Below are 20,676 nucleotides of genomic sequence, written 5' to 3'. Positions count from 1 at the left end.
ATCACGATCCATTGCTCACGGAACTCTTCGCACCTTCTTCAGAACTCGGGACACGCTATGCATCGGATGCAACAGCATGTCCGCCACGTTGGCTGCCGCGCCGAGGAAGAAACGCCAATTGAAAGTCGAATAACCAAGTTCACGCAAGGCCTCACTATGAAACCTCCAGAACTGGCGATTGCGAAACTGAAAGCAGGCCGCGCCGAGTACACGCTTGTAGTACCTCCACAAGGCGGCGTTACAGACACGCGCAGCCTCGTGATCGGGAAGATACCGGGGTCCAAATTTCCGAAGCAACCGGATACGGTCAAGTTGCGTACTACTCATCCGGATAACGCCCGCTGTGGCAGATTCATCATGCAGGCGTTCGTAGGCCAGTACCTGATGAACAAACCCAAGGTCGCCTCGGCCGAGGATCTCCAGGCAGGCTTCCAGATCGGCGCTGGGCGCAGTCCCAGGATAGAAGCTTTTGCAGGCACGAACAACGTCCGCGCGATACATCACACTTGTTGGCAACCAGAATGTTTTGAGCTGCCCCCTTAGGAACTGTCGAATGACGGCGACACCGTCGAATAATGTATTCTCTGCAGCAAGCCCCGGAAACGAAACGAGGTTCTTGTTGACAACCAAGCAAGAAATCATAGCCGCAGTCGGATGTTTTTCCGCGCAGCACACCATTGTTGTCAGATAGTCTGGATAGATCCAGTCGTCTGCCGATAGCAATTTGCAATACTTGCTTTCAGGGGCCAGTTCCCGAAAGGCATTATTGTGGTTTTCGATCATGCCGACGAACTGCTTGTTTCTGACGACCCGGATACGGCTGTCGTGCTCCGATGCCTTCAACGCAATGTCGAAGGACCCGTCGGTACTGCAATTGTCGACAATCGTGTAGCTCCAGTTCTGATATTTCTGCTCGACGACGCTACGAATGCAACGCTCAAGATACTTAGCGCCGTTGTAGACGGGTGTCACTATCGATACATGAGGCTCCCGTTCCATTGCTGCCACTCTCCAGACGAGTCGTCAGTTCTGTATTACAGCGCCAGCACCTACTTCAGTTGCCTGGGATGCCTGGGCGGCCTCAACTCGTTCTAGCCAGACTTCCCGCCAATAGGGATAGATGCTGCGGGGGCAGAACATTCTGCAACTGTTGTACCGCGCCTCGCAGACGACAGAATCGAGCACGATGCATGGGTTCTTCATGACGATCATCTTTCCTGTCTTCTCATCGATGATCTGGTTCACGCGCCGCAGCACACGGTAGGTGTTGCCACAGAATGGCGCCATCTCCGGATCCCAGATCATTCCTCGATTCTTCCAATCGAGCGTGACCGTCTTCATGATTTCATCCAGAGACTTCACGCGAACGATTTCGCCCGGCTGCAAATTCAACTGAAGCTCGGGCGTCTTACCCCCGACCGGGATCACTCCCGACTTCCTGGGCCACGGACGTCCACCCCACAGAACGCAGAGACGGTCGTATAACCATCTCATCGGTCGACCCAGCCCGATACCGGCCTCGCTCAAACTGTGATAAGCCGCGAACAGGAAACCCGAAGTCAACCTGGCGGCGGACACGTTGCCCGACACATAGTCTTCGATATATTGCCGAATGTCCCACCAACACAGCTTGGAAGTTGCGTAAGGCAGTCGAGTGGCTTGGCAAACATACGCGGGCGGGCTGCCGGCTTCCTCGCGCATGGTGCGCAACCCAAGATCAGCTTCGTTCGAGAGTGAAGTGGAGAGACCGCCAGGAAAAAATTTCACTGGTACTGCGCCGTCGATGACAGACTCGTCAGTGGGCGCAAGTCTGAGCCATGCTTCCTTCCAGAACAGAAGGCACCCAGCTTGGCAGCCACCATGCGCCTTACCGTCACACCGCGTAGAGAGATGAACAGTCCGTTGCAGCCGGCGCCCTCGAACTGGAAAGACCGTGTCGCACGTCTTGTGAGCGCGTTTGTAGACCTGAAATCGTTTACCGCAGAACGCAAGCATTTCTGGCATGAATGGCATGCCATCCAATTCACCGTTTTGATCGAGCGTCGCGAGGATCTCCTCTTTTGTTCGAACCCGTATCCAATCTCCAGCCTTCAGTTGTGAACCCTCCCTCTTACCATTGACATCGCCGTCAGGCTGTAGCTGCCTGGAGCATCGATTAACCGTAGTAGTCGCCATAGCCGTAACTCCGCACGGGATCTTTTCCCTTGTTCAACACAGACATGACACAGGAGCACTGCTCCAGGGCACTGAACGCGCGTTCAATCGCGCCGAGAGGCGTGCGTGAGGCTTCAACAACCAACACGACTTGCCCTACGCGCGTTGCGAGAACCTTGGCTTCGGACGTCACCAATAAGGGAGGCGCGTCGAACACCACGATGGTGTCCCGATACCTGGTGGTCAATTCGCCCAGCAGAACATTCATCGCGTCGCTGGCCAGAAGTTCGGTAGTTCGGTTGTTGTAGGTTCCTGCAGGCAGAATCGACAGTTTTGGAACATTCGTCCTCAACATCACGTCGTCAAGATCGAGCTTGCCTTCAGTCAACACGTCGAGGAACCCCTTTCGCGGCGCCAGTCCGAGGCGCTTGTTAACGTCGGGACGGACAACATCCGCATCAACGAGCAACACAGAGGTATCCATCTCGAGGGCCATGCTCATGGCCAGGTTGATCGCGCAGAACGTTTTTCCCTCACCCGGCAGAGCGCTCGTCACCATGATCAGTGATTTGCGTTCATGCTGGGCCATACCTCGCGCATTGCGCAACAGCGGACGCTTGATGTGGCGGAACTCCTCGGCAAGCGCTGACCTCGATTCAGTCGGAACGAGGTGCCCCCCTTGCATCAGATGCTCGAGGTCCAGGGTCACCGCTTCATGCTCACGGGTCGCGTGCAAAGGGATCGTCTCAACGCCGTCGACGCCGGGCATCGAAGACGCAGTGCCGCCAGCCAGCGGAAGCGACACCTTCTGCTGTTTCTCAGACGAAATGATCTCTGCATGCTTTTGCAGTCCTGGCCCGGACAGACCGGCTGCGGTCCAGGGCACAGACACGCCTGCCCGACTCAACTCTTCAAGACGCCTCGCTGCCTGCTCAATGATGCTCATGGCGCTCACCTCGCTATCGGATTGCTTGCAATCCAAGCCAACCAAGCGCTTTGCATCGCCAGCACCGTTGCCGCTGCAATTGCAAAGCGAACAACATCGGCACGCCGCTGTCTCAGCGCCTGCGACGTCAGCATCACCGATACGCTGCCAAGCATTGGTCGTCGTGTAAAGGCCTGAAGCGCCGCGGCACTTTCGATCGTAGGACGAACGCGGTCGGCAACCAGCGCTGCGACGATTCCCGCGATCATCGAGACCACCATCGCAATCAGCCCAAGATGTACTCGTGATGGGAATGCTGGGGTGCTCGATACCCGCGGAGGCTCGACCAGACGAAACTCCGCGAGTTGAGACGATTCGTCGAGCTTCACGCCGAGCGACGCCGACTCGCGACGAACCACCATCAGATCGTAGTTCTTGCGGATCACATCATAGTCACGGTTCAACTGTGCAAGCTCGGCCTCCACCTGCGGAGCTCGTCCAGCGAGCGCCCTTACCTGGTCCAGTTGCGCCTGCTGAGTTGAAAGTTGCGAACGCAATGAAGCCACTTGGGCCTCTGCTTCCGCGAGCGAGATTCTCAGCCTTTGATAGACAGGACTTGTCGCCGCCTTACGCCCCTTGCCCGGCCTCGCCGGCGAGTGTTCAGCAATTTCTCTGCGATTACCTGCATCGGCCTCAAGCTGACTAATGATTCGGCGCGCACTGATCACATCCGGATGCGCCTCCGTATAACGACGCAGCAAGTCGTCAAGCTGCTTTCGTTGCGCATCCAGGCGAGCCTCTACATCGACCACAGCGGCAACCGCCGGCAGCTGAGGATCTTCCGCGGTGAGTTCGCGCCGATACGAATCTCGCGACATCTCCGCAGCATTCAACTCTGCCCGCAGCTTGCTCACTACTTCGGTGAGTGTCGACACCCGAGTGAAATAGTCTTGGGTCGAAACTCCCGACACGCCGAAGTTGCGCATCTTGAATTCCTTGAGGCGATTCTCCGCCTCGATCAGCTTTTTCTCATAGCTGCGGATCTGTTCATCAATAAACCGCCCGGCGTCCTGCGAATCTCGCTTCTTCGCATCCGCTCCTGAATTGACGAAGAGGTTGACGATAGCCTCGACGAGTCGCTGCGAGCGATCTGGGTCGCTTCCTCGATACGAAATTTCGTAAAGATTACCCGACGACGTCGGCATGACTTTGATCTTGTCCATCAAGCGCGTCACGACCTCTTCGCGCGTGGCGGAATCGGACACGTCCAGCTGCAGTTCAGGGATGCGCACCAGCCGTTCGACGTTGGGCCGTGAAATCAGCGTCTGCGCCAGCATGCGAACTTGCTGGTCAATGTCGGGTTGAAATGTCAGTCCCGCCATCAGGGGCTTGAGCACCGTTTGGGTGTCGACATAGATACGTGCCTTCGCCTCATACCTGTCTGCAACCTCCGTGATGGCAAAGCTGCACGCAAGGGCAAAGCCGGCCGCGACGCCAAGTGCGAGCCAGCGACGCTTGGCCGCCGTTCGCAGGATCCGCTGCGCGGTTTCGAGAAAAGCTTCCACACCGTTGTTCACCTATCACCCCCTTGGAGATGAACGTCACATGCAACTCGCTTGACTCTTCGAACTTCACGGGTCGCGCCCCAAAGACGGGTGGAGTGTGCACCTGAATCACTGCAAGGAAAGCACGGTGTTTTCGCGCCCCCCTAACCCAGGGGAGCCTGTGTTTCAAGACATTGCGAATCTGAACTTTAGCGCGCATGCTTACCCTTCAATGAAGTCAACGGCACACATTGCAGATGCCGAAGTTGGGGATGGCGCCACGGCGCTTGCGGGGCCCGATTGCGCCAATGTGCTGCACCGGTCCTTTTGTTCATGTTTCTGCGGCTGAATTGGGAGGCTGCATGAGTACGAAGAATGAATCGTCGACTTTGTCTGTCGTCGATCTCGCAAGGACTGTGGGTGCAAACCAGTGGGGGCGCCTGCGGATTGAAGGCGACCGACAAACCGGCACTTCCACCACTGCAAAGCAACACCAGGTCGAGCACGACGACCCTTTGCCGAGCAATGACTTTCTCAAGCATCTGAACCGCGAGAAGCGCCGCTCGGAGAGGTCCAATGCGGCCCTTTCGATCGTGCTCTATCGCATCAACGCGAACGACGGATTCAGTGCGAAGAATGCAGACTGCCTGCTCGAAGTACTGCATGCGGCAAAGCGCGAAACCGATGTCCTTGGACATGTCGGCGACGACATGATTGCGGTGCTATGTCCAGATACCGATGATGTTGGCACCAAAGCATTTGTGCGCAAAATCGCGGATCAGGCCGGAGCACTTCCCATTCAAGCCACCGCCGCCACCTATCCTGATCAAATCTTTGAAAACCTCACCCAACCCGTCGGCAAGCGACCAGCATTCCAGCCGTTTTTAGTGTCCGAAGTGACGAATCGTCCCGACTATTCATTGAAGCGCGGGCTGGACATCGTGGGATCGCTCATTGCCTTCATCATGCTTGGCCCATTGATGCTCGTCACCGCGGCAGCAATCTTCATGAGTTCACGCGGCCCCGTCCTCTTCAAGCAGACACGCCTGGGCAAGAACGGTGTGCCATTCACCTTCTACAAGTTTCGATCGATGCTGGTAAACGTGGATGACAGCATCCACCGCCAGTTCGTTGCAGACCTTATCAAGAGTGAACGCCCGGCCCAAACCAGTGCCATCCCCAGACCGGCATCCTACAAGCTTCAGTCCGATCCCCGCATAACACCACTCGGCAGATTCATTCGCAAGACCAGCATCGATGAGCTGCCACAGCTATTCAACGTGCTGAAGGGAGAGATGAGCCTCGTGGGCCCGCGACCTCCTATTCCTTATGAGACCGAGAACTATCAGTCATGGCATCTTCGTCGGCTGCTGACACTCAGGCCTGGCATCACCGGACTCTGGCAGGTCGAAGGTCGAAGCAGGGTTACCTTCAATGAGATGGTGAGGATGGATCTTCGTTATATCCGCAATTGTTCCCTTGTGCTCGATATGAAGATATTGCTGAAGACCGTGCTGGTTGTTTTTCGAGGAACAGGCGCGACCTGATCGACCGCAGCGACGCAGCGATAAATGCCTTATGAATCGTGACGTCTGTCGCATTGCAACGAAAGACAGGCGCTATGGATGATGAACCCGTCGTACTTGCGAGCGTTTCCACCGCGGGACTGCCGATTGACCCGGTGTCACGTGCGAAGAAGCACAGCTACCGTGACATTCTGAAGACCTCCGCAATGATCGGTGGGTCGTCCGTCATTAATCTGTCCATTGGCATGATCAGGACAAAGATCATGGCCGTACTTCTCGGCCCGGCAGGCTATGGAGTGATGGGCGCCTACATCCTCATCAGCGAACTGGCTAGCCGCGTTGCACAAATGGGATTGAACGCAAGCGGCGTACGGCAGATTGCCCAATCCGAAGCGTCCAAAGATGCAATGCGAATCGCTCGCACAGTGACTGCGTTGCGACGAACATCCATCGTTTGTGGACTGCTTGGAGCCATCGTCTTGGCCGTGTTCTCAAGACCGATCGCGACACTGACTTTTGGCAGCGCTGATCACGTCAACTCGGTCGCGTGGCTTTCCCTGGTTGTGTTTGTCAGCGTTGTCGCTGGCAGCCAGAGCGCGCTGCTCCAAGGCATGCGACGCATCGGCGATATAGCACGGCTCTCCATAGTGAGTGGCCTGCTGAGCACCGCGATCGGCATACCACTCGTATACCTTCTAGGGACAGACGGTCTGGTGCCGACCCTCGTGGCTGTCGCCACACTCTCGCTAGCGGCGTCCTGGTGGTACAGCCGCAAGATCACGGTTTCCCAACCGGCATTGAGCCTTGTCGACATCGCCCAGGAATCGAAGATGCTATTGAAGCTCGGCATCGCATTCATGGCAAGTGCAATGCTGATGGTTGGGGCCGCCTATGCAGTGCGCATCATCGTTTTGCGCAAGGTTGGACTCGATGCAGCCGGCGTCTACTACGCCGCTTGGACATTGGGCGGTCTCTATATCGGCCTTGTGCTGCAGGCACTAGGAACGGACTGCTACCCGCGACTCGTCAGCGTCGCCTATGAGGACCAAGAATGCAATCGGCTGGTCAACGAACAGGCCCAGGTCAGCTTGCTGCTGGCCGTACCCGGCGTACTCATCACCCTGACCCTGGCCCCGCTCGTGATCTCGCTCTTCTACAGCGCCAAGTTCTCTCCCGCTGTGGACGTGTTGCGATGGATCTGCCTTGGCATGGCAATGCGGGTGCTCACCTGGCCTATCGGATTCATCGTCGTCGCGAAGAACAAACAGATGCTCTTCTTCGCAATCGATCTGGCGTGGACCGTGGTCAACATTGGGCTGTCGTGGTGGTGCGTGGAAGCCTTCGGCGTGAACGGTGCGGGCATAGCGTTCTTCGGATCCTACATATTCCACGGCTTCCTTGTTTATCCCATCGTGCGACGACTGAGTGGCTTCCGGTGGACTGCCGTGAACGTCAAGACGGCCACCTGCAGTTTCATCGTAGTCGGCGCCGTCTTCATCGGCTTGCACGTGCTGCCGCCGGCCGTATCAATGACGTTTGGAATTCTCGCCACGATTGCAAGCAGCTATGTGTCGATTCGAATCCTTGTCCACCTGGTAGCTCCCGAGCGACTGCCACGTCCGATAGCGCACTTTCTGCAACTCGGGAGATTGGCACGATGACTGCCACTGCCTTCTTGTACTTCAGTGAAAGGCGATTCCGGTGGCGCGCACTGCCCCTGTCGGCGATGACGCGCACGGACACCGGCCCGACTGGCCGAGACTCGCCGGCATCGCAGCACGTCAACGCTGACGCGGCTTCAACCGCGCACCTCCATCCACGGCCAGAAGGCATATGAAAATGAGAATGAGTCAAAACGCCCGTCGAATTTGGATCGACCTCGACAACTCACCGCACGTCCCGTTCTTTCGTCCGCTCATTGACGAACTTCAGGCGCGGGGCTATTCGGTCATGGTCACAGCACGAGATGCATTCAACGTCGTCGAGTTGCTCAAGCTGCACCGCGTCGAATGCACGACGATTGGGCGGCACTTTGGCAAGAACAAGCTGATGAAGGTAATTGGCTTGGGCATTCGCGCGGCGCAGTTGCTTCCCTTCGTCGCGAGCAACAGACCTCATCTCGCGATCTCCCATGGCTCCAGAGCGCAAGCCATGGCGGCGAAGGTCATGCGAATTCCATCGATCGTGATCGGCGATTACGAGCATGTGACCCATGTAACCCGACCGGATTGCATGATCGTCCCCGATATCATTCCCAGCGAGGTTGCTGGCAGGTTTGCGAATGTGGTGCTCCAGTATCCCGGAATCAAGGAGGATGTCTATACGGCGAGCTTCTCGCCGGATCGCTCGATCATGGCGGAGCTGGGACTGTTCGACACTGACGTTGTCGTGACGGTCAGGCCACCCGCTACCGAGGCGCACTATCACAATCCGCAAAGCGAGGAGCTCTTCACGGCAGCGCTGAATCTGCTCGCCGGCGACACGCGCACGAAGGTCATCTTGTTACCCCGCAACGACCACCAGAAGGCTGAGCTGGGAATGCGATTTGCAGAGCTTCTCAAGTCCGGAAAGATGCTCGTGCCCGAGCGGGCAGTAGATGGCTTGAACCTTGTTTGGCATTCAGATCTGGTCATCAGCGGGGGCGGCACCATGAATCGAGAGGCGGCCGCACTCGGTGTCCCGGTCTACAGCACGTTTCGAGGCCCTATTGGAGCAGTAGACCGCTACTTGGCGGCCAAGGGTCGCTTGGTGCTGCTGGAGTCGACCGCGCAGGTGCGAGACCGAATTGTGCTCGCAAAACGCAAACGGCCGGACGTGCGCTCACCGGCCGGTCGTGGCGCGCTCGACGCGATCGTTGGACATATCGTTGCGATGGCAGAACTCGACGTGCACAGCACGCCTGCGCTCAAAGGAGGCGGACTATGAAACGTACCCTCCGACTGGTTATCGTCGCAGGTGCACGCCCCAACTTCATGAAGGTGGCGCCGATCGTCCATCAGGTACGGATGCGCTCACGGCATGCACGGCCTGCGCTCGAATATTGCTTGGTTCACACCGGACAGCACTATGACGAGATGATGTCCGCGGTTTTCTTCGACGAACTTGGAATTCCTCAACCGGACGTGAACCTCGGCGTTGGCTCCGGCTCGCACGCTGTTCAGACTGCACGCGTCATGGAGGCCTTCGAGACCGTTTGCGAGTCTGAAAGGCCAGACTGGGTTGTCGTGGTGGGAGACGTCAACTCCACCATGGCATGCACCCTCGTGTGCGCCAAGTTGGGCATCAAGGTCGCGCACGTTGAAGCTGGGTTGCGCAGCTTCGACCGTGGCATGCCGGAGGAAATCAATCGCATCGTGACCGATTCTCTTGCCGACCTGCTGCTGACCCCATCGTCGGATGGAGACGAGAACCTGCGTCGCGAAGGCATCCCGGCGACCAGGATAAAGTGTGTTGGCAACGTCATGATCGATGCATTGCGCGCAAATCTTCCCAAGGCACGTTCCAGTTCGATTCTCGAGCGCCTGGGATTGCAGGAAAAGTCGTTTTCATATGTCACCCTGCATCGGCCCTCGAATGTCGACCATGCCCCGGAACTGGGCGGTGTCATTCAGGCACTGTCGAAAGTAGCCGCGTCGATTCCTGTTGTGTTTGCCATGCACCCTAGAACGACACAGCGGTGCCAACAGTTTGGTATTGCACTCAATGGGCACCCTGGCCTGCGCATCATCAATCCACTGGGCTATCACGATTCTCTGCGTCTCACCGAATCGGCAGCTTTCATCCTGACAGACTCCGGCGGTCTGCAAGAAGAAAGCACCTATTTCCGAACCCCCTGCCTCACCTTGCGCCCGAACACCGAGCGCCCGATCACGATCACGATTGGAAGCAATCGGCTCACCACCCTGGAACGGTTGCCGGCCGATGTCGAGCAAGCACTGAGACACAAAACGGGGCTCGGAGAGATTCCGCCTCTATGGGATGGAAATAGCGCCGGGCGGATCTTGGACAGCTTGCTCGAGGCGGCCTGAACAGTTGACGAAACATGACGCCCACGTTCCTTACCGTCGCGGTCGACTGATTCGTCTTTGAGCACGATTCGTCGACAAACTGAACCACCTCCCACGGGCCACCACACATGTTGCGCGTCATCTTTACCCTTGACTACGAGATTCATGGCAACGGACAGGGCTGCCCTCATGCGCTGATGGTCGAGCCGACCGAAAGACTGCTGCGCCTGTTCGACGAATATGGCGCGAAGCTGACCATCCTGGCTGACGTCGCCGAAATCATGAAGTTCAAGGAGTACAAGGATGTGCATGGTCGTGACACATATCACTATGAAGCCATTGCAGAACAGTTGCGCCGAGCTATTGAAACCGGACACGACGTCCAGTTGCACATTCACTCTTCGTATTTCAATGCGCGGATAGAAAATGGACGCTGGGCTCAAGATTGGTCAGAGTATGACTTTGCGTCGCTGCCTTACGAGCGAATGGACTGGATGATCAGGACCGGCAAGCAATTTCTTGAGAATCTGCTTCGTCCTGTCGATCCAAACTATCGATGCGTCGCGTTCCGCGCGGCCAACTGGTCTGTAAGCCCGTCGCGCAACGTCGTTCTTGCGCTTGTCGGCAACGGCATCGAGATCGATACGTCAGTGTTCAAGTACGGGCGCCGCAGCGGCATCGTGAACTTCGACTATTCGCATGCGCACAGCGCGATCGTACCGTGGCCAGTGCACGACGAGGACATCTGCGTCCGCAATGACGACGGCGCGCTCTGGGAGGTTCCGATCTACAGCGAACGTCGCTGGTTGGGCGCCTTTGCAACACCGGGCCGCGTGCACCGCGCCCTCAGCGGTTGGCGACACCGACTTGCGCGCGAGGCCGGGTCAACAAGCGACTCGGATCGTGCCCCCCCAAGTGGAGTCCGGATCCGATGGGTATCCGTTCTTTTGAAAAAACATGCATGGAAGGCTGACTTCAATCAATGCAGCGGTCAGCAATTGATCAATGCACTGCACAGGGCCGCGCGCAGCCACGACAGCGAGGCGCAGGGAGTCCTTCCATTCGTACTGATCGGCCATTCGAAACTATTCACGCTGCGCAACGAAAGAACAGTGAGACCCTTCCTCGCCCATTCATTGAGGCATCCCGAAAGGTTTGGGTTCGGTACGCTGAGCAGATCCGTCTTGCCCTGCAAACCTGGAGTTCCGGCATGAACCGATCGCAAAGGGTCGCGCCGTTCGTGATCATCACGCCTGCCCACAACGAAGAAGCGCTGATCGAGCGAACGATCGAGTCGATGATCAGTCAGGTGGTTCGCCCCATCGAATGGATCATCGTGAACGACAACTCGACCGACTGCACGGCAGATATTGTTCGCCGATACGCCGGGCAGCACGATTTTCTGCGCTTGGTCGATCTGCATCGCACGGGGACAAGGCACTTCGGCAACAAAGCCAGGGCTTTCAACGCTGGTCTGGCGGAAGTGAAGACGCTCGACCATCTCTATGTCGGAAATCTCGACGCCGATATTTCTCTCGAGCGCGATTACTTCAAGAACATTCTTGTCGAATTCGAGAGTGATCCACGTCTCGGAATCGCCGGCGGAATGGTCTCGACGCGAATTGGAGATCGCTTCGTCAGCCAGGGCGTGGCCCTCGACAGCGTCGCGGGTGCCGTGCAGTTGTTCAGGCGAAGCTGCTTCGAGGAGATCGGAGGATACCTGGCCCTGCCCGAAGGAGGAATCGACTCGGCAGCCGAGATCATGGCGCGCATGAGGGGATGGAAAGTTCGTACCTTCCCGGCCCTTCGCGTTCTCGAACATCGAAGAACGGGAACGGCTACTGCGCTACCGGTTGCCGCAAAGTTGAAGGAGGGACGCAGGCTCCAATCCCTTGGATATGGCTTCATGTTCCTATTCCTTCGGTGTGTCTATCGTTCGCTGGAGCCGCCCAGGGGCATCGGAAGCGCAGCCATGTTGGTGGGCTACCTGCAACGCATGCTCAAAGGGCATCCGATCGTCCTGCCTCCTGACGTTGTGAGCTATTTGCGGGCAGAGCAGCAACGCAAGCTCGTGAGCTCATTGAAAGGTATGTATGTGCGGCATCTGCGGAATTTTTGACCGCTCGGGGCGTCCTGTCGACCAGAGGGCCCTCGAGCGGATGACGACGGCCTTGGCGCACCGGGGGCCTGACGGCGAGGGCTACTACCTGAATAGGGAAATTGGGATGGGGCATCGGCGCCTGAGCATCATCGATGTAGAGGGCGGGAAGCAGCCGATTTGCAATGAAGACGAAACGCTGCAGGTCGTCTTCAACGGAGAAATTTACAACTACGTCGAGCTTCGCGAAGAATTGAAACGCTTCGGCCACCAATTCAAGACCGTGTCCGACACAGAGGTTATTGTCCACGCCTACGAGCAGTGGGGAAGCGACTGCGTGAATCACTTCAATGGAATGTTCGCATTTGCCATCTTCAATACCGTAAGCAGGACCCTTTTTCTGGCGCGAGACCATCTTGGAATCAAGCCTCTCTACGCCACCCTGGTCGGCAACCAGGTCCTGTTCGCCTCCGAAATCGGGCCTCTCCTCCAGCATCCTGACTTTCGTCGAGAGGTCGACCTTTCTGCGCTTGCGGAACTATTTACGTTCCGCTTCGTGCCTTCGCCAAAAACCTTGTTCAACGGCATATTCAAGTTGCCACCCGCGCATTGGATGAAAGTAGATGGAAAGGACATAGAGATTCGACGATTCTGGAATGACGTTCCAAAGCAGCGGACAAGGTACTCAGAGCACGATTTGATCGAAGAGTATCAAGCATTGTTCGAGGACGCTGTCCGCCTCCAGATGCGAAGCGATGTCCCCGTGGGGCTCTTTCTGAGTTCGGGAGTCGACTCCGGAGCGCTCTTGGCGATCATGAGCCAGCACTCGCACAGGCCGGTACAGACCTTCACCATCGGATTCGAAGGAGCGGACCGAACCAACGAGCTGGAAGGCGCCAGACAGTCCGCTCTGCAGTTCGGCGCCGAGCACCACTCGATGATGCTTAGCCACCGGGACTACATCACCTATTTCGAACGCTACATGGGCGACCTGGAGGAGCCAGTTGCACACGAACCAGCGCCAGCGTTCTATTTCCTGGCACAAATGACCAGTGCGCACGTCAAGGTGGCATTGGCCGGCCAGGGGGCCGATGAACCTTGGGCCGGGTACGACCGATACCTTGGGGTGAAACTCTCGTCCCTCTATAGTCGATTGCCGACCTCGCTGACCGGACTTCTCGCCTCGCTCATCGGCCGCGTTCCTCTTCCGATGGAGCGCCTCAAGCGTGGCGTGGCCTCTCTGGCCGAACCAGACGTCCTCACCCGTTTCGCGAAGATCTACTCCTTCTTCAGTGCCGACATGAAGGCGCAGCTATACAAAGGCGCACTCAAGGTGAGCTTCGACGAATCTCGCTATGGGACCAAAGAGGCTCTGCGTGCACTGCAATCCAACGTAGATCATCTCGATCCTCTTTCGCAAATGCTGTACATCGACACGCGAGCCAACCTGCCGGACGACCTCCTGATGGTTGCAGACAAGACGTCCATGGCCAATTCATTGGAGGTCCGGGTACCGTTCCTGGACCATCGCCTGGTCCAGTTCATCGAAAGCCTGCCGCCAGGACTGAAGCTCAAAGGAATGACCGGCAAGTATTTGCACAAGAAGGCAATGACCAAATGGCTCCCGTCTGAGACCGTCTATCGCAAAAAGAAGGGATTCGCGCATCCGGTCGCGAATTGGTTGCGAGGACCGATGAAGGCCCTCGTCGACGATTGCCTCCTCAGCAGCGACTCGTACATGCCGAGGTACTTCGAACGCGGATACATCCAGCAAATGCTCAAGCGGCATGAGCAAGGTCGGGAGCAGTTCATGAGACACATTTATCTGCTTGTGTCTCTGGAACTCTGGCACCGTACCTTCATGAGCAAATAGCGAGGAAATCAAATGGATCTGTCGATCATCATGGTCAATTGGAACTCCAAGGACTACCTTTCCAAGGCGATCGAGTCCGTCATTTCCCAAACGCGAGGGCTGTCATTTGAAATCATTGTTGTCGACTCCGGTTCATTCGACGGCTGCGCCGAAATGCTCCAGCAGACACGTCCGGAGATTCGCTTCCTTCAACTGGACAGAAATGTCGGATTCGCCAACGCCAACAACGCAGCATTCGGTGCCACGCGTGGTCGCGTCCTCCTGTTTCTGAATCCGGATACCGAGATTGTCGGCACCGCGATCAATAGTTTGTACGACCATCTGACGAACATGCCCCAGGCGGCGATCGTCGGCCCCAAGCTTCTCAACAGCGATGGATCCGTTCAGGACACCTGCGTCCGCGCCTTTCCCACGGTCCTGAACCAGTTCCTGGACTCCGACCTGCTGCGCACCCGTTTTCCGCAAGCAGGTATATGGGGAAAGCAGTCGCTGTCCGTACGGGGCGACAGGCCCCGCAAGGTAGAAGCAATATCCGGCGCTTGCCTCATGATGAAGCGTTCGATGTTCGAGGCAGTTGGCATGTTCAGCACTGACTATTTCATGTATGCCGAAGACATGGATCTTTGCCTCAAGGCCGAGAGGACCGGGTTTGGCGCCTACTATGTTCCCACTGCCGTGGTCATCCACCATGGTGGTGCGAGCAGTTCACAGACCTCGGCAAGTACATTTTCTGCCGTCATGTCCTTCGAGTCGCAATGGCGATTCTTTCGCAAGACCCGTTCATTCCGTTACGCAATGCTGTACCGCTGCGCCATGTTTTGCGCAAGCACGCTCAGGGTGAGTGCTTTGCTGGTCACCTGGCCAATGAGTTTGCTGTACGACCGCCGCTGGTCGAGCGGCAATGCATTTCGTAAATGGATGGCCCGCTTGCGCTGGACTTTGGGTGGAGAACGCTGGGTTCGAAAGTACTAGAGCCGCAGGAATCGATCCTCGATCTCAGGCGTCAGCCAGACCACCGAGATGACCACATGAACCTCCAGTTGCTAACCTCGAAGCTCATCCACACCTTCCGTACGGAGGGCGTCCCAGCGACATGTCGACGGGTCATCGCACATCTCGGGCGCAAGCGGCCCGAGGAAGACTTCGATCGACGGCATCGGACGGACACGGGCGGCCTCGAGCCGCTTTGGAAGCTCAGCATCCGCTCTCCCAACGCCGTTTTCGGTGAGCGTTATCAGGCCACCGGCGAAGAAGAACTTCTGGCGGCCCTCGAGTTCCTCGGTGAGGACTTCCGGAACTTCACGTTCATCGACCTCGGATGCGGCAAGGGAAGAACGCTCATGGTGGCCGCGAAAAAGGGGTTCCGTCGCGTCATCGGCGTCGAGTTTGCCGAAGAACTCGTGGAAATCGCCACGCGAAACCTGGCTCGACATCAAGCTCCGAACGTAATCGTCTCGCATGCCGATGCGGCGGACTTCGTCTTCCCGGAAGGCAACATGGTCCTGTACCTCTACAACCCATTCTCGGAAGAAGTGCTCCGCAAGGTCATCTCCAATTTGCGCGCGACAGCGTTGAACAAGCTGTACCTGATCTACAAGACGCCTCGCTGCGCCGACCTGCTGGACGCCAGCGGCTTCCTGAAGCGCTTCGGTCAGCCGCCTGCGGCACCACAGATGGCGATTTGGATGGGGCGGGCCGAATCCTGATCCATGCCACGCATTGAAAGGTTCACGAATGAGCATCAAAGCGATTCGAACGCTGCAGGATCTGGACGGCGTGCGTGCCCATTGGGAGCAATGGCAAAGCCATGCGAACAACGATCTCGCCCAGTTCGAACTGGTCTGCCGAGTCAGGACCGAAGTCGAATGCCCTTACGTCACTGTGATCGAGAGGGACGGTCGACCTCATGTGTTGGTGGCGGGTCGACTCGAGCGCACGACCTTCGCGCCAGCGATAGGGTATATCCAGCCCGTACGGATCCCGGCCACAGTTCTTACCGTCATACATCAGGGCGTCATGGGACCGATGGATGATGAGACGGCCAGTCAAGCTGTCCATTATTTGCGATCTCTTCTGCGCAGTGGCGTGGCCGACGCGGTAGCCTTTCACCACCTGTCCGAGCATTCGCCCTTGTTCAAGGCGCTGCAACTCGACCGCTCGACTTGGCTCTGGGAGAGAACTCCAAGGTGGTCCACGCACCGCGAAATGATGATGTCTCCGGATAAGAGCTTTCTCGAGCAGAAGGTGCGGCCGAAGCACCGGAGCCAGTTTCGAAAGCGCCAGAAGGAACTCGAAGCCTCATTTTCAGGAAAGGTAGCGTGGCGCTGGATCACCGAGTTCGACGACATCCCTGCCCTGTGCGCCCGCCTCGAAGCGGTGGCGGCCAAGACGTATCAGCGGGCGTTGAATGCAGGCTTCTTTGACAACGAGGAGTACCGACGCCGGTTTGAACTCTTCGCAAGTCGCAAGCAACTGCGCGTTCAATTGCTTGAGATCGACGGAAGTGTCAGGGCCTTTTGGTTCGGGACGGTCTACCAAGGCGTCTTCCATTCCTCAGAGACAGGCTATGACCCGGATTTACGCGACTTCGAAGTCGGAACCCTCATGTTCATCCGAATGGCCGATGAACTGATGCATGAGGGAATCCGGCGACTCGATTTCGGTCTCGGCGATGCGCCGTACAAAGCGCGCTTCGGGGATCACTTCTGGCGAGAAACTCCGGCGTGGCTATTTGCACCGAGCGCAAAGGGCGTTGTCCTGATGCTGTTGCTCAAATTGTGCCTCCTGCTAGACACAACGGCACGGCGCCTTGTGGAGGGGGCAGGCTTGACCGACAAAATCAAGACTTACTGGCGTCGCCACATGGGCAAGTCCGATTCGAAAATCGCTGAAGCAGCTCGACAGACCTGAAGAGTCAACACGCATGAGTCCCCTCGCAGTAGCATTCCTCTTCATCGCCATGATTGGCGTGTTGGTGCTCCCGCGACGTTGGGCTGCACTTTCTCTCCTGTGCGCGGGCTGCTACTTGCCCACATCGCTGAGTTTCAGCCTGGGCCCCTTCAACTTCTACGCCCTTCGATTGCTGCTGACCGTCGCCATCCTCAGAGCCGTCATAAGAAAAGACGGCCTGGCCAATGGAATGCACGGCCTCGACTGGGTGATGGTCATCTGGGCGACCGCGGCACTGACGAGCAGCCTGCTCCATGACGACATCGCCGCCACCCTGGTGAATCGCTCTGGCCTCGTGTTCACCACCTGTGGCACGTACTTCATGTTTCGCGCATTCTGCCGGTCGGCGGACGACATCATCGCGATATGTCGGATCGTGGCGATTGTTCTGATTCCTATAGCCATCGCAATGGTCTACGAGAGGTTCACCGGGATCAACGCCTTCTCCGCATTTGGCGGCGTTCAGATGTCCGACATCCGCGGTGGATCATTTCGTGCACAGGGGCCATTCGGCCACTCAATCCTCGCCGGCACCGTCGGGGCGGTATCGCTGCCACTGATGGCACCACTGTGGAAACCATACCGAGGGACAGCCATTTTCGGCTTCCTGGCGTGTTTCTCAATGATTTTCTCGTCATCTTCAAGCGGTCCGATCATGAGTGGCGCGTTCTCGCTCGCCGCACTACTTATGTGGCCCTTGCGCTATCACATGCGCTTCGTACGCTGGGCGGCGGTGTTTGGCTATATAGCCATGGATATGGTCATGAAGGCACCGGCGTACTATCTGTTGGCTCGCATTGACCTGACGGGAAGCAGCACCAGTTGGCACCGCGCCGCACTGATCGAAACCGCAATCGATCATTGGTCCGAATGGTGGCTTGCGGGAACGGACCATACTCGTCATTGGATGCCCTATGGAGTCCCGTGGAGCGGCAACCACATCGACATCACAAATCATTACCTGCGCATGGGCGTGGATGGCGGCATGCCACTGATGTTGCTGTTCATTTGGGTGCTTGCGAAGGGCTTCTCGATGGTCGGGCAGACATTGCGGCAATCTCATGAAGCGCAGTCGGTGCCTTCTTTCGTTGCCTGGGCGCTCGGCGCGGCGCTGTTCTCACACGCCGCCACGTTCATGTCGGTCTCATATTTCGACCAGTCGGTCACTTTCTTGTATCTGACACTGGCAACCATTGGCCTTAACTTGATCCAACAGGTACCTCCTCCTATCCGGGAAGCGATCACCTTGAACCAATATCGAGATGGATCGATTGTGCATCCAGTCATCGGAGAACGCTGAATCGTGACCAACACGACTCTAGACAATTTCGAGTTGCATGATCGTTTTCGGAGGAATGTCTAATGGCATCGTCTCGCCCTCGGGTCCTTTTTCTAAGCCACTCTGCATCGCGAAATGGCGCAAGCATCCTCCTTCTCAATTTGTTGAGATGGCTTCAAGGCAAAGTCGACTGGGACATGGAAGTTCTCGTTCACGGATCCGGTCCATTAATCGACGATTTCCGTGCCGCCGTACCAAAGACGGTCGCATGGAGAGACCCGGCTCCCCCTCTGAGCACACTTTTCTGTCACTCCATGCCCCGCTTTCGAAGGCCACTTGAAGCGCTGCTCAGGCGCATGTCCTTGCCCACTGGTCCATACGACCTCATATACGCTAACACCAGCGCCTCGGCACACTTGGTGAAGCTTCTCAAAGACCGCGGCCGTTCAGTACTGTGGCATGTTCACGAACTCAGCTATGCGTTGAAATTAACGCTGCGAGACGATGACCTGGCAGATACGTTCCGATCGGCAACACGATTTATCGCAGTCTCAAACTCTGTAAAGCAGACATTGAGATCTGACTACGGCGTGCCTGCCGAGAAGATTGATCTGGTCAACGGCTTCGTCCCATTCAACCTGCTCAGCGCGACGGATCGAGATGCGCGCCGCAACCGAATGAGAGACGAAATGGGATTGCCAAGGGATGCCTTTGTGGTTGGAGGCTGTGGTAGCTTGGGGTGGAGGAAGGGCACGGACCTGTTTCTTCAGGTGGCGCAAGCCATTGCATCGACGAGTGGCTACGACGATGTCCATTTCTTGTGGATCGGGGGCAGCTGCAAAGACAAGGAGTCTTTGGAGTTCGAACACGACATTCGTCATCTGGGCCTGGAAAGTCGGTGTCGACTGGTTCCGACCGCGGACAATGTCCTGGACTACTACTGCGCAATGGACGTGTTCGCCTTGACGTCTCGAGAGGACCCATTTCCACTTGTCATGCTAGAGGCGGCTGAACAATGTCTTCCTGTTGTTTGCTTTGAGCGATCAGGGGGCGGAACGGAGTTTGTCGACATCGATTGCGGCGTTACCGTACCTTATTTGGACATCGGTAGATTTTCTGCCCAGATCATCCGACTCCATGATGAAACTCGTCTGCTTGAGCGCCTGGGACGCTGCGGTCAGCGCAAGGTTCATGAGCTTTATCGGGTCGAGGTTCAGGGACCTAAGCTGATCAACGCGGCACAACAGTGCCTTGATGAATCGCTCCAAACTACCCGGCAGCGCGCTCTTGAAACCACATGACTCGGCCTGATTCGGTTCACGGTCACAACACTGCACCATACACATCATTTTTTTGCACCTGGAGGGAACAAGGCAATGAACAGGGACCGATTCACCATCATCGCCGCAGTGAACAACCGGCGCATCCTGGAGGGAAATCTATTGCTGTCGCCGGCCCTTGCTGACGGCCATGAGCGCAACATTCTCATCAAGGAGGGATTCTCGTCCGCATCTTTGGCCTACAACAGTGCGGTGGAGGAAGCAAAGGACGATATCTTGGTGTTCGTTCATCAAGACGTGTACCTTCCGGAACATTGGTTCAGCAACGTATCGCGTGCCATTCAAACCTTGGAAGAAAATGGGATTCGCTGGGGGGTGCTGGGTTGTTTCGGATTGCGCCGCGGCGTGGAAGGTGGGCTTGGCATGGTGTTCACGACCGGCCGTGGATTGCACGGCAAGGCACTTCATGCACCAGAGCAAGTGGACACTCTGGATGAGATCGTTTTAATTTTCCGGAAATCGACCGGACTCAAATTCGACCCAAACCTGCCCCACTTCCACATGTACGGCGTCGATATATGTCTTCAAGCCAAGAGCTTTGGCATGACGAACTACGCAATCCCGGCCTTTTGTGTTCACAACACCAATCAGTTGGTCAAACTGCCAGCAGAGTTCTATGCCTGCTATAGCTACATCAAGAGAAAGTGGCCGAAGGACCTTCCTATTCACACATCGTGCATGACGGTGACCCACTTCGACGCAGAGCGTCGCGAGAAGCAAATAAAAGACTTCATCAAGACTGCTCTCGGAAGAATGAAGACCCCGTTGTCGCGAGCCGAAGATCCCAGGACCTTGTTGGCAACGGAAGATTGGAACCGCCTGACCTCCGCTCGAGGGTTCCGAAATCTTGGTTGTTAGTTAGTGCCTGAACGAAAAGGTAACGAACGACGCCGCGCACCTATGAAACGCGGCCTGCGGTCAATAGAATTCGCGGCTCGAAGTTTCGAGGTGCGGTGAAGCTGACGTCCTTGCCCGAGTTTG

Annotated in this window: 17 protein-coding genes; 13 read left to right on the top strand and 4 right to left on the bottom strand. The window is 56.8% G+C overall.

Annotated elements, in window-relative coordinates; genetic code table 11:
- Positions 1-15: 15 nt before the first annotated feature.
- The 4 genes from AC30NL_RS16715 to AC30NL_RS16700 form a co-directional block, all read right to left on the bottom strand.
- The gene (locus AC30NL_RS16715) at positions 16-999 is read right to left on the bottom strand and encodes a glycosyltransferase family 2 protein (RefSeq protein WP_489465128.1); all 984 of its coding nucleotides are present in this window, start codon (positions 997-999) and stop codon (positions 16-18) included.
- A gap of 24 nt (positions 1,000-1,023) precedes the next feature.
- Positions 1,024-2,175 (bottom strand): hypothetical protein, encoded by a 1,152-nt coding sequence (locus tag AC30NL_RS16710; RefSeq protein WP_489465127.1) that lies wholly within the window; start codon positions 2,173-2,175, stop codon positions 1,024-1,026.
- A complete protein-coding gene (locus AC30NL_RS16705) occupies positions 2,156-2,923 on the bottom strand; it encodes an XrtA-associated tyrosine autokinase (RefSeq protein ID WP_489465126.1) in 768 nt (255 codons plus the stop codon). The genes AC30NL_RS16710 and AC30NL_RS16705 overlap by 20 nt, the downstream gene beginning before the upstream one ends.
- 182 nt (positions 2,924-3,105) lie before the next feature.
- Positions 3,106-4,644 carry an XrtA system polysaccharide chain length determinant gene (locus tag AC30NL_RS16700; protein WP_489465132.1) on the bottom strand — a complete coding sequence of 513 codons (1,539 nt, stop codon included), beginning with the start codon at positions 4,642-4,644 and terminating at the stop codon, positions 3,106-3,108.
- A gap of 341 nt (positions 4,645-4,985) precedes the next feature.
- On the opposite strand from AC30NL_RS16700, the gene AC30NL_RS16695 reads away from it, so the two are divergent.
- The 13 genes from AC30NL_RS16695 (at position 4,986) to AC30NL_RS16635 (ending at position 20,553) form a co-directional block, all read left to right on the top strand.
- The gene (locus AC30NL_RS16695) at positions 4,986-6,170 is read left to right on the top strand and encodes a sugar transferase (protein ID WP_489465125.1); all 1,185 of its coding nucleotides are present in this window, start codon (positions 4,986-4,988) and stop codon (positions 6,168-6,170) included.
- A gap of 74 nt (positions 6,171-6,244) precedes the next feature.
- Positions 6,245-7,810, top strand: a complete 1,566-nt coding sequence (locus AC30NL_RS16690) for an O-antigen translocase (RefSeq protein ID WP_489465124.1) — start codon at positions 6,245-6,247, stop codon at positions 7,808-7,810.
- A 184-nt stretch (positions 7,811-7,994) separates the two neighbouring features.
- Entirely contained in the window at positions 7,995-9,074 is a 1,080-nt protein-coding gene (locus AC30NL_RS16685) for a DUF354 domain-containing protein (protein ID WP_489465123.1), read from the top strand.
- On the top strand, positions 9,071-10,177 hold the full coding sequence (gene wecB / locus AC30NL_RS16680; protein WP_489465122.1) for a non-hydrolyzing UDP-N-acetylglucosamine 2-epimerase: 1,107 nt from the start codon (positions 9,071-9,073) through the stop codon (positions 10,175-10,177). Before AC30NL_RS16685 ends, wecB begins: the two co-directional genes overlap by 4 nt.
- A gap of 107 nt (positions 10,178-10,284) precedes the next feature.
- Complete coding sequence (locus tag AC30NL_RS16675; RefSeq protein ID WP_489465121.1) at positions 10,285-11,370, top strand: polysaccharide deacetylase family protein; 1,086 nt, start codon at positions 10,285-10,287, stop codon at positions 11,368-11,370.
- Positions 11,367-12,275 carry a glycosyltransferase family 2 protein gene (locus AC30NL_RS16670; RefSeq protein WP_489465120.1) on the top strand — a complete coding sequence of 303 codons (909 nt, stop codon included), beginning with the start codon at positions 11,367-11,369 and terminating at the stop codon, positions 12,273-12,275. The genes AC30NL_RS16675 and AC30NL_RS16670 overlap by 4 nt, the downstream gene beginning before the upstream one ends.
- Positions 12,250-14,127 carry an asparagine synthase (glutamine-hydrolyzing) gene (gene asnB, locus AC30NL_RS16665; RefSeq protein WP_489465119.1) on the top strand — a complete coding sequence of 626 codons (1,878 nt, stop codon included), beginning with the start codon at positions 12,250-12,252 and terminating at the stop codon, positions 14,125-14,127. The genes AC30NL_RS16670 and asnB overlap by 26 nt, the downstream gene beginning before the upstream one ends.
- A gap of 12 nt (positions 14,128-14,139) precedes the next feature.
- The gene (locus AC30NL_RS16660; RefSeq protein ID WP_489465118.1) at positions 14,140-15,099 is read left to right on the top strand and encodes a glycosyltransferase family 2 protein; all 960 of its coding nucleotides are present in this window, start codon (positions 14,140-14,142) and stop codon (positions 15,097-15,099) included.
- A 56-nt stretch (positions 15,100-15,155) separates the two neighbouring features.
- Entirely contained in the window at positions 15,156-15,833 is a 678-nt protein-coding gene (locus tag AC30NL_RS16655) for a class I SAM-dependent methyltransferase (RefSeq protein ID WP_489465117.1), read from the top strand.
- Positions 15,834-16,035: 202 nt separating this feature from the next.
- Entirely contained in the window at positions 16,036-17,037 is a 1,002-nt protein-coding gene (locus AC30NL_RS16650; protein ID WP_489465116.1) for a GNAT family N-acetyltransferase, read from the top strand.
- A gap of 13 nt (positions 17,038-17,050) precedes the next feature.
- Positions 17,051-18,376, top strand: a complete 1,326-nt coding sequence (locus AC30NL_RS16645) for a hypothetical protein (protein WP_489465115.1) — start codon at positions 17,051-17,053, stop codon at positions 18,374-18,376.
- Positions 18,377-18,438: 62 nt separating this feature from the next.
- The gene (locus AC30NL_RS16640) at positions 18,439-19,656 is read left to right on the top strand and encodes a glycosyltransferase family 4 protein (RefSeq protein ID WP_489465114.1); all 1,218 of its coding nucleotides are present in this window, start codon (positions 18,439-18,441) and stop codon (positions 19,654-19,656) included.
- 75 nt (positions 19,657-19,731) lie between these two features.
- Positions 19,732-20,553 (top strand): glycosyltransferase, encoded by an 822-nt coding sequence (locus AC30NL_RS16635; RefSeq protein ID WP_489465113.1) that lies wholly within the window; start codon positions 19,732-19,734, stop codon positions 20,551-20,553.
- The last annotated feature ends 123 nt before the right edge of the window (positions 20,554-20,676 follow it).

Origin of the sequence: Rhizobacter sp. (genome assembly GCA_021153565.1) — a bacterium.
Classification (GTDB): domain Bacteria; phylum Pseudomonadota; class Gammaproteobacteria; order Burkholderiales; family Burkholderiaceae_C; genus Albitalea.
The sequence above is the reverse complement of the archived record's forward strand: the minus strand, read 5'-3'. Positions and strand labels throughout refer to the sequence as shown.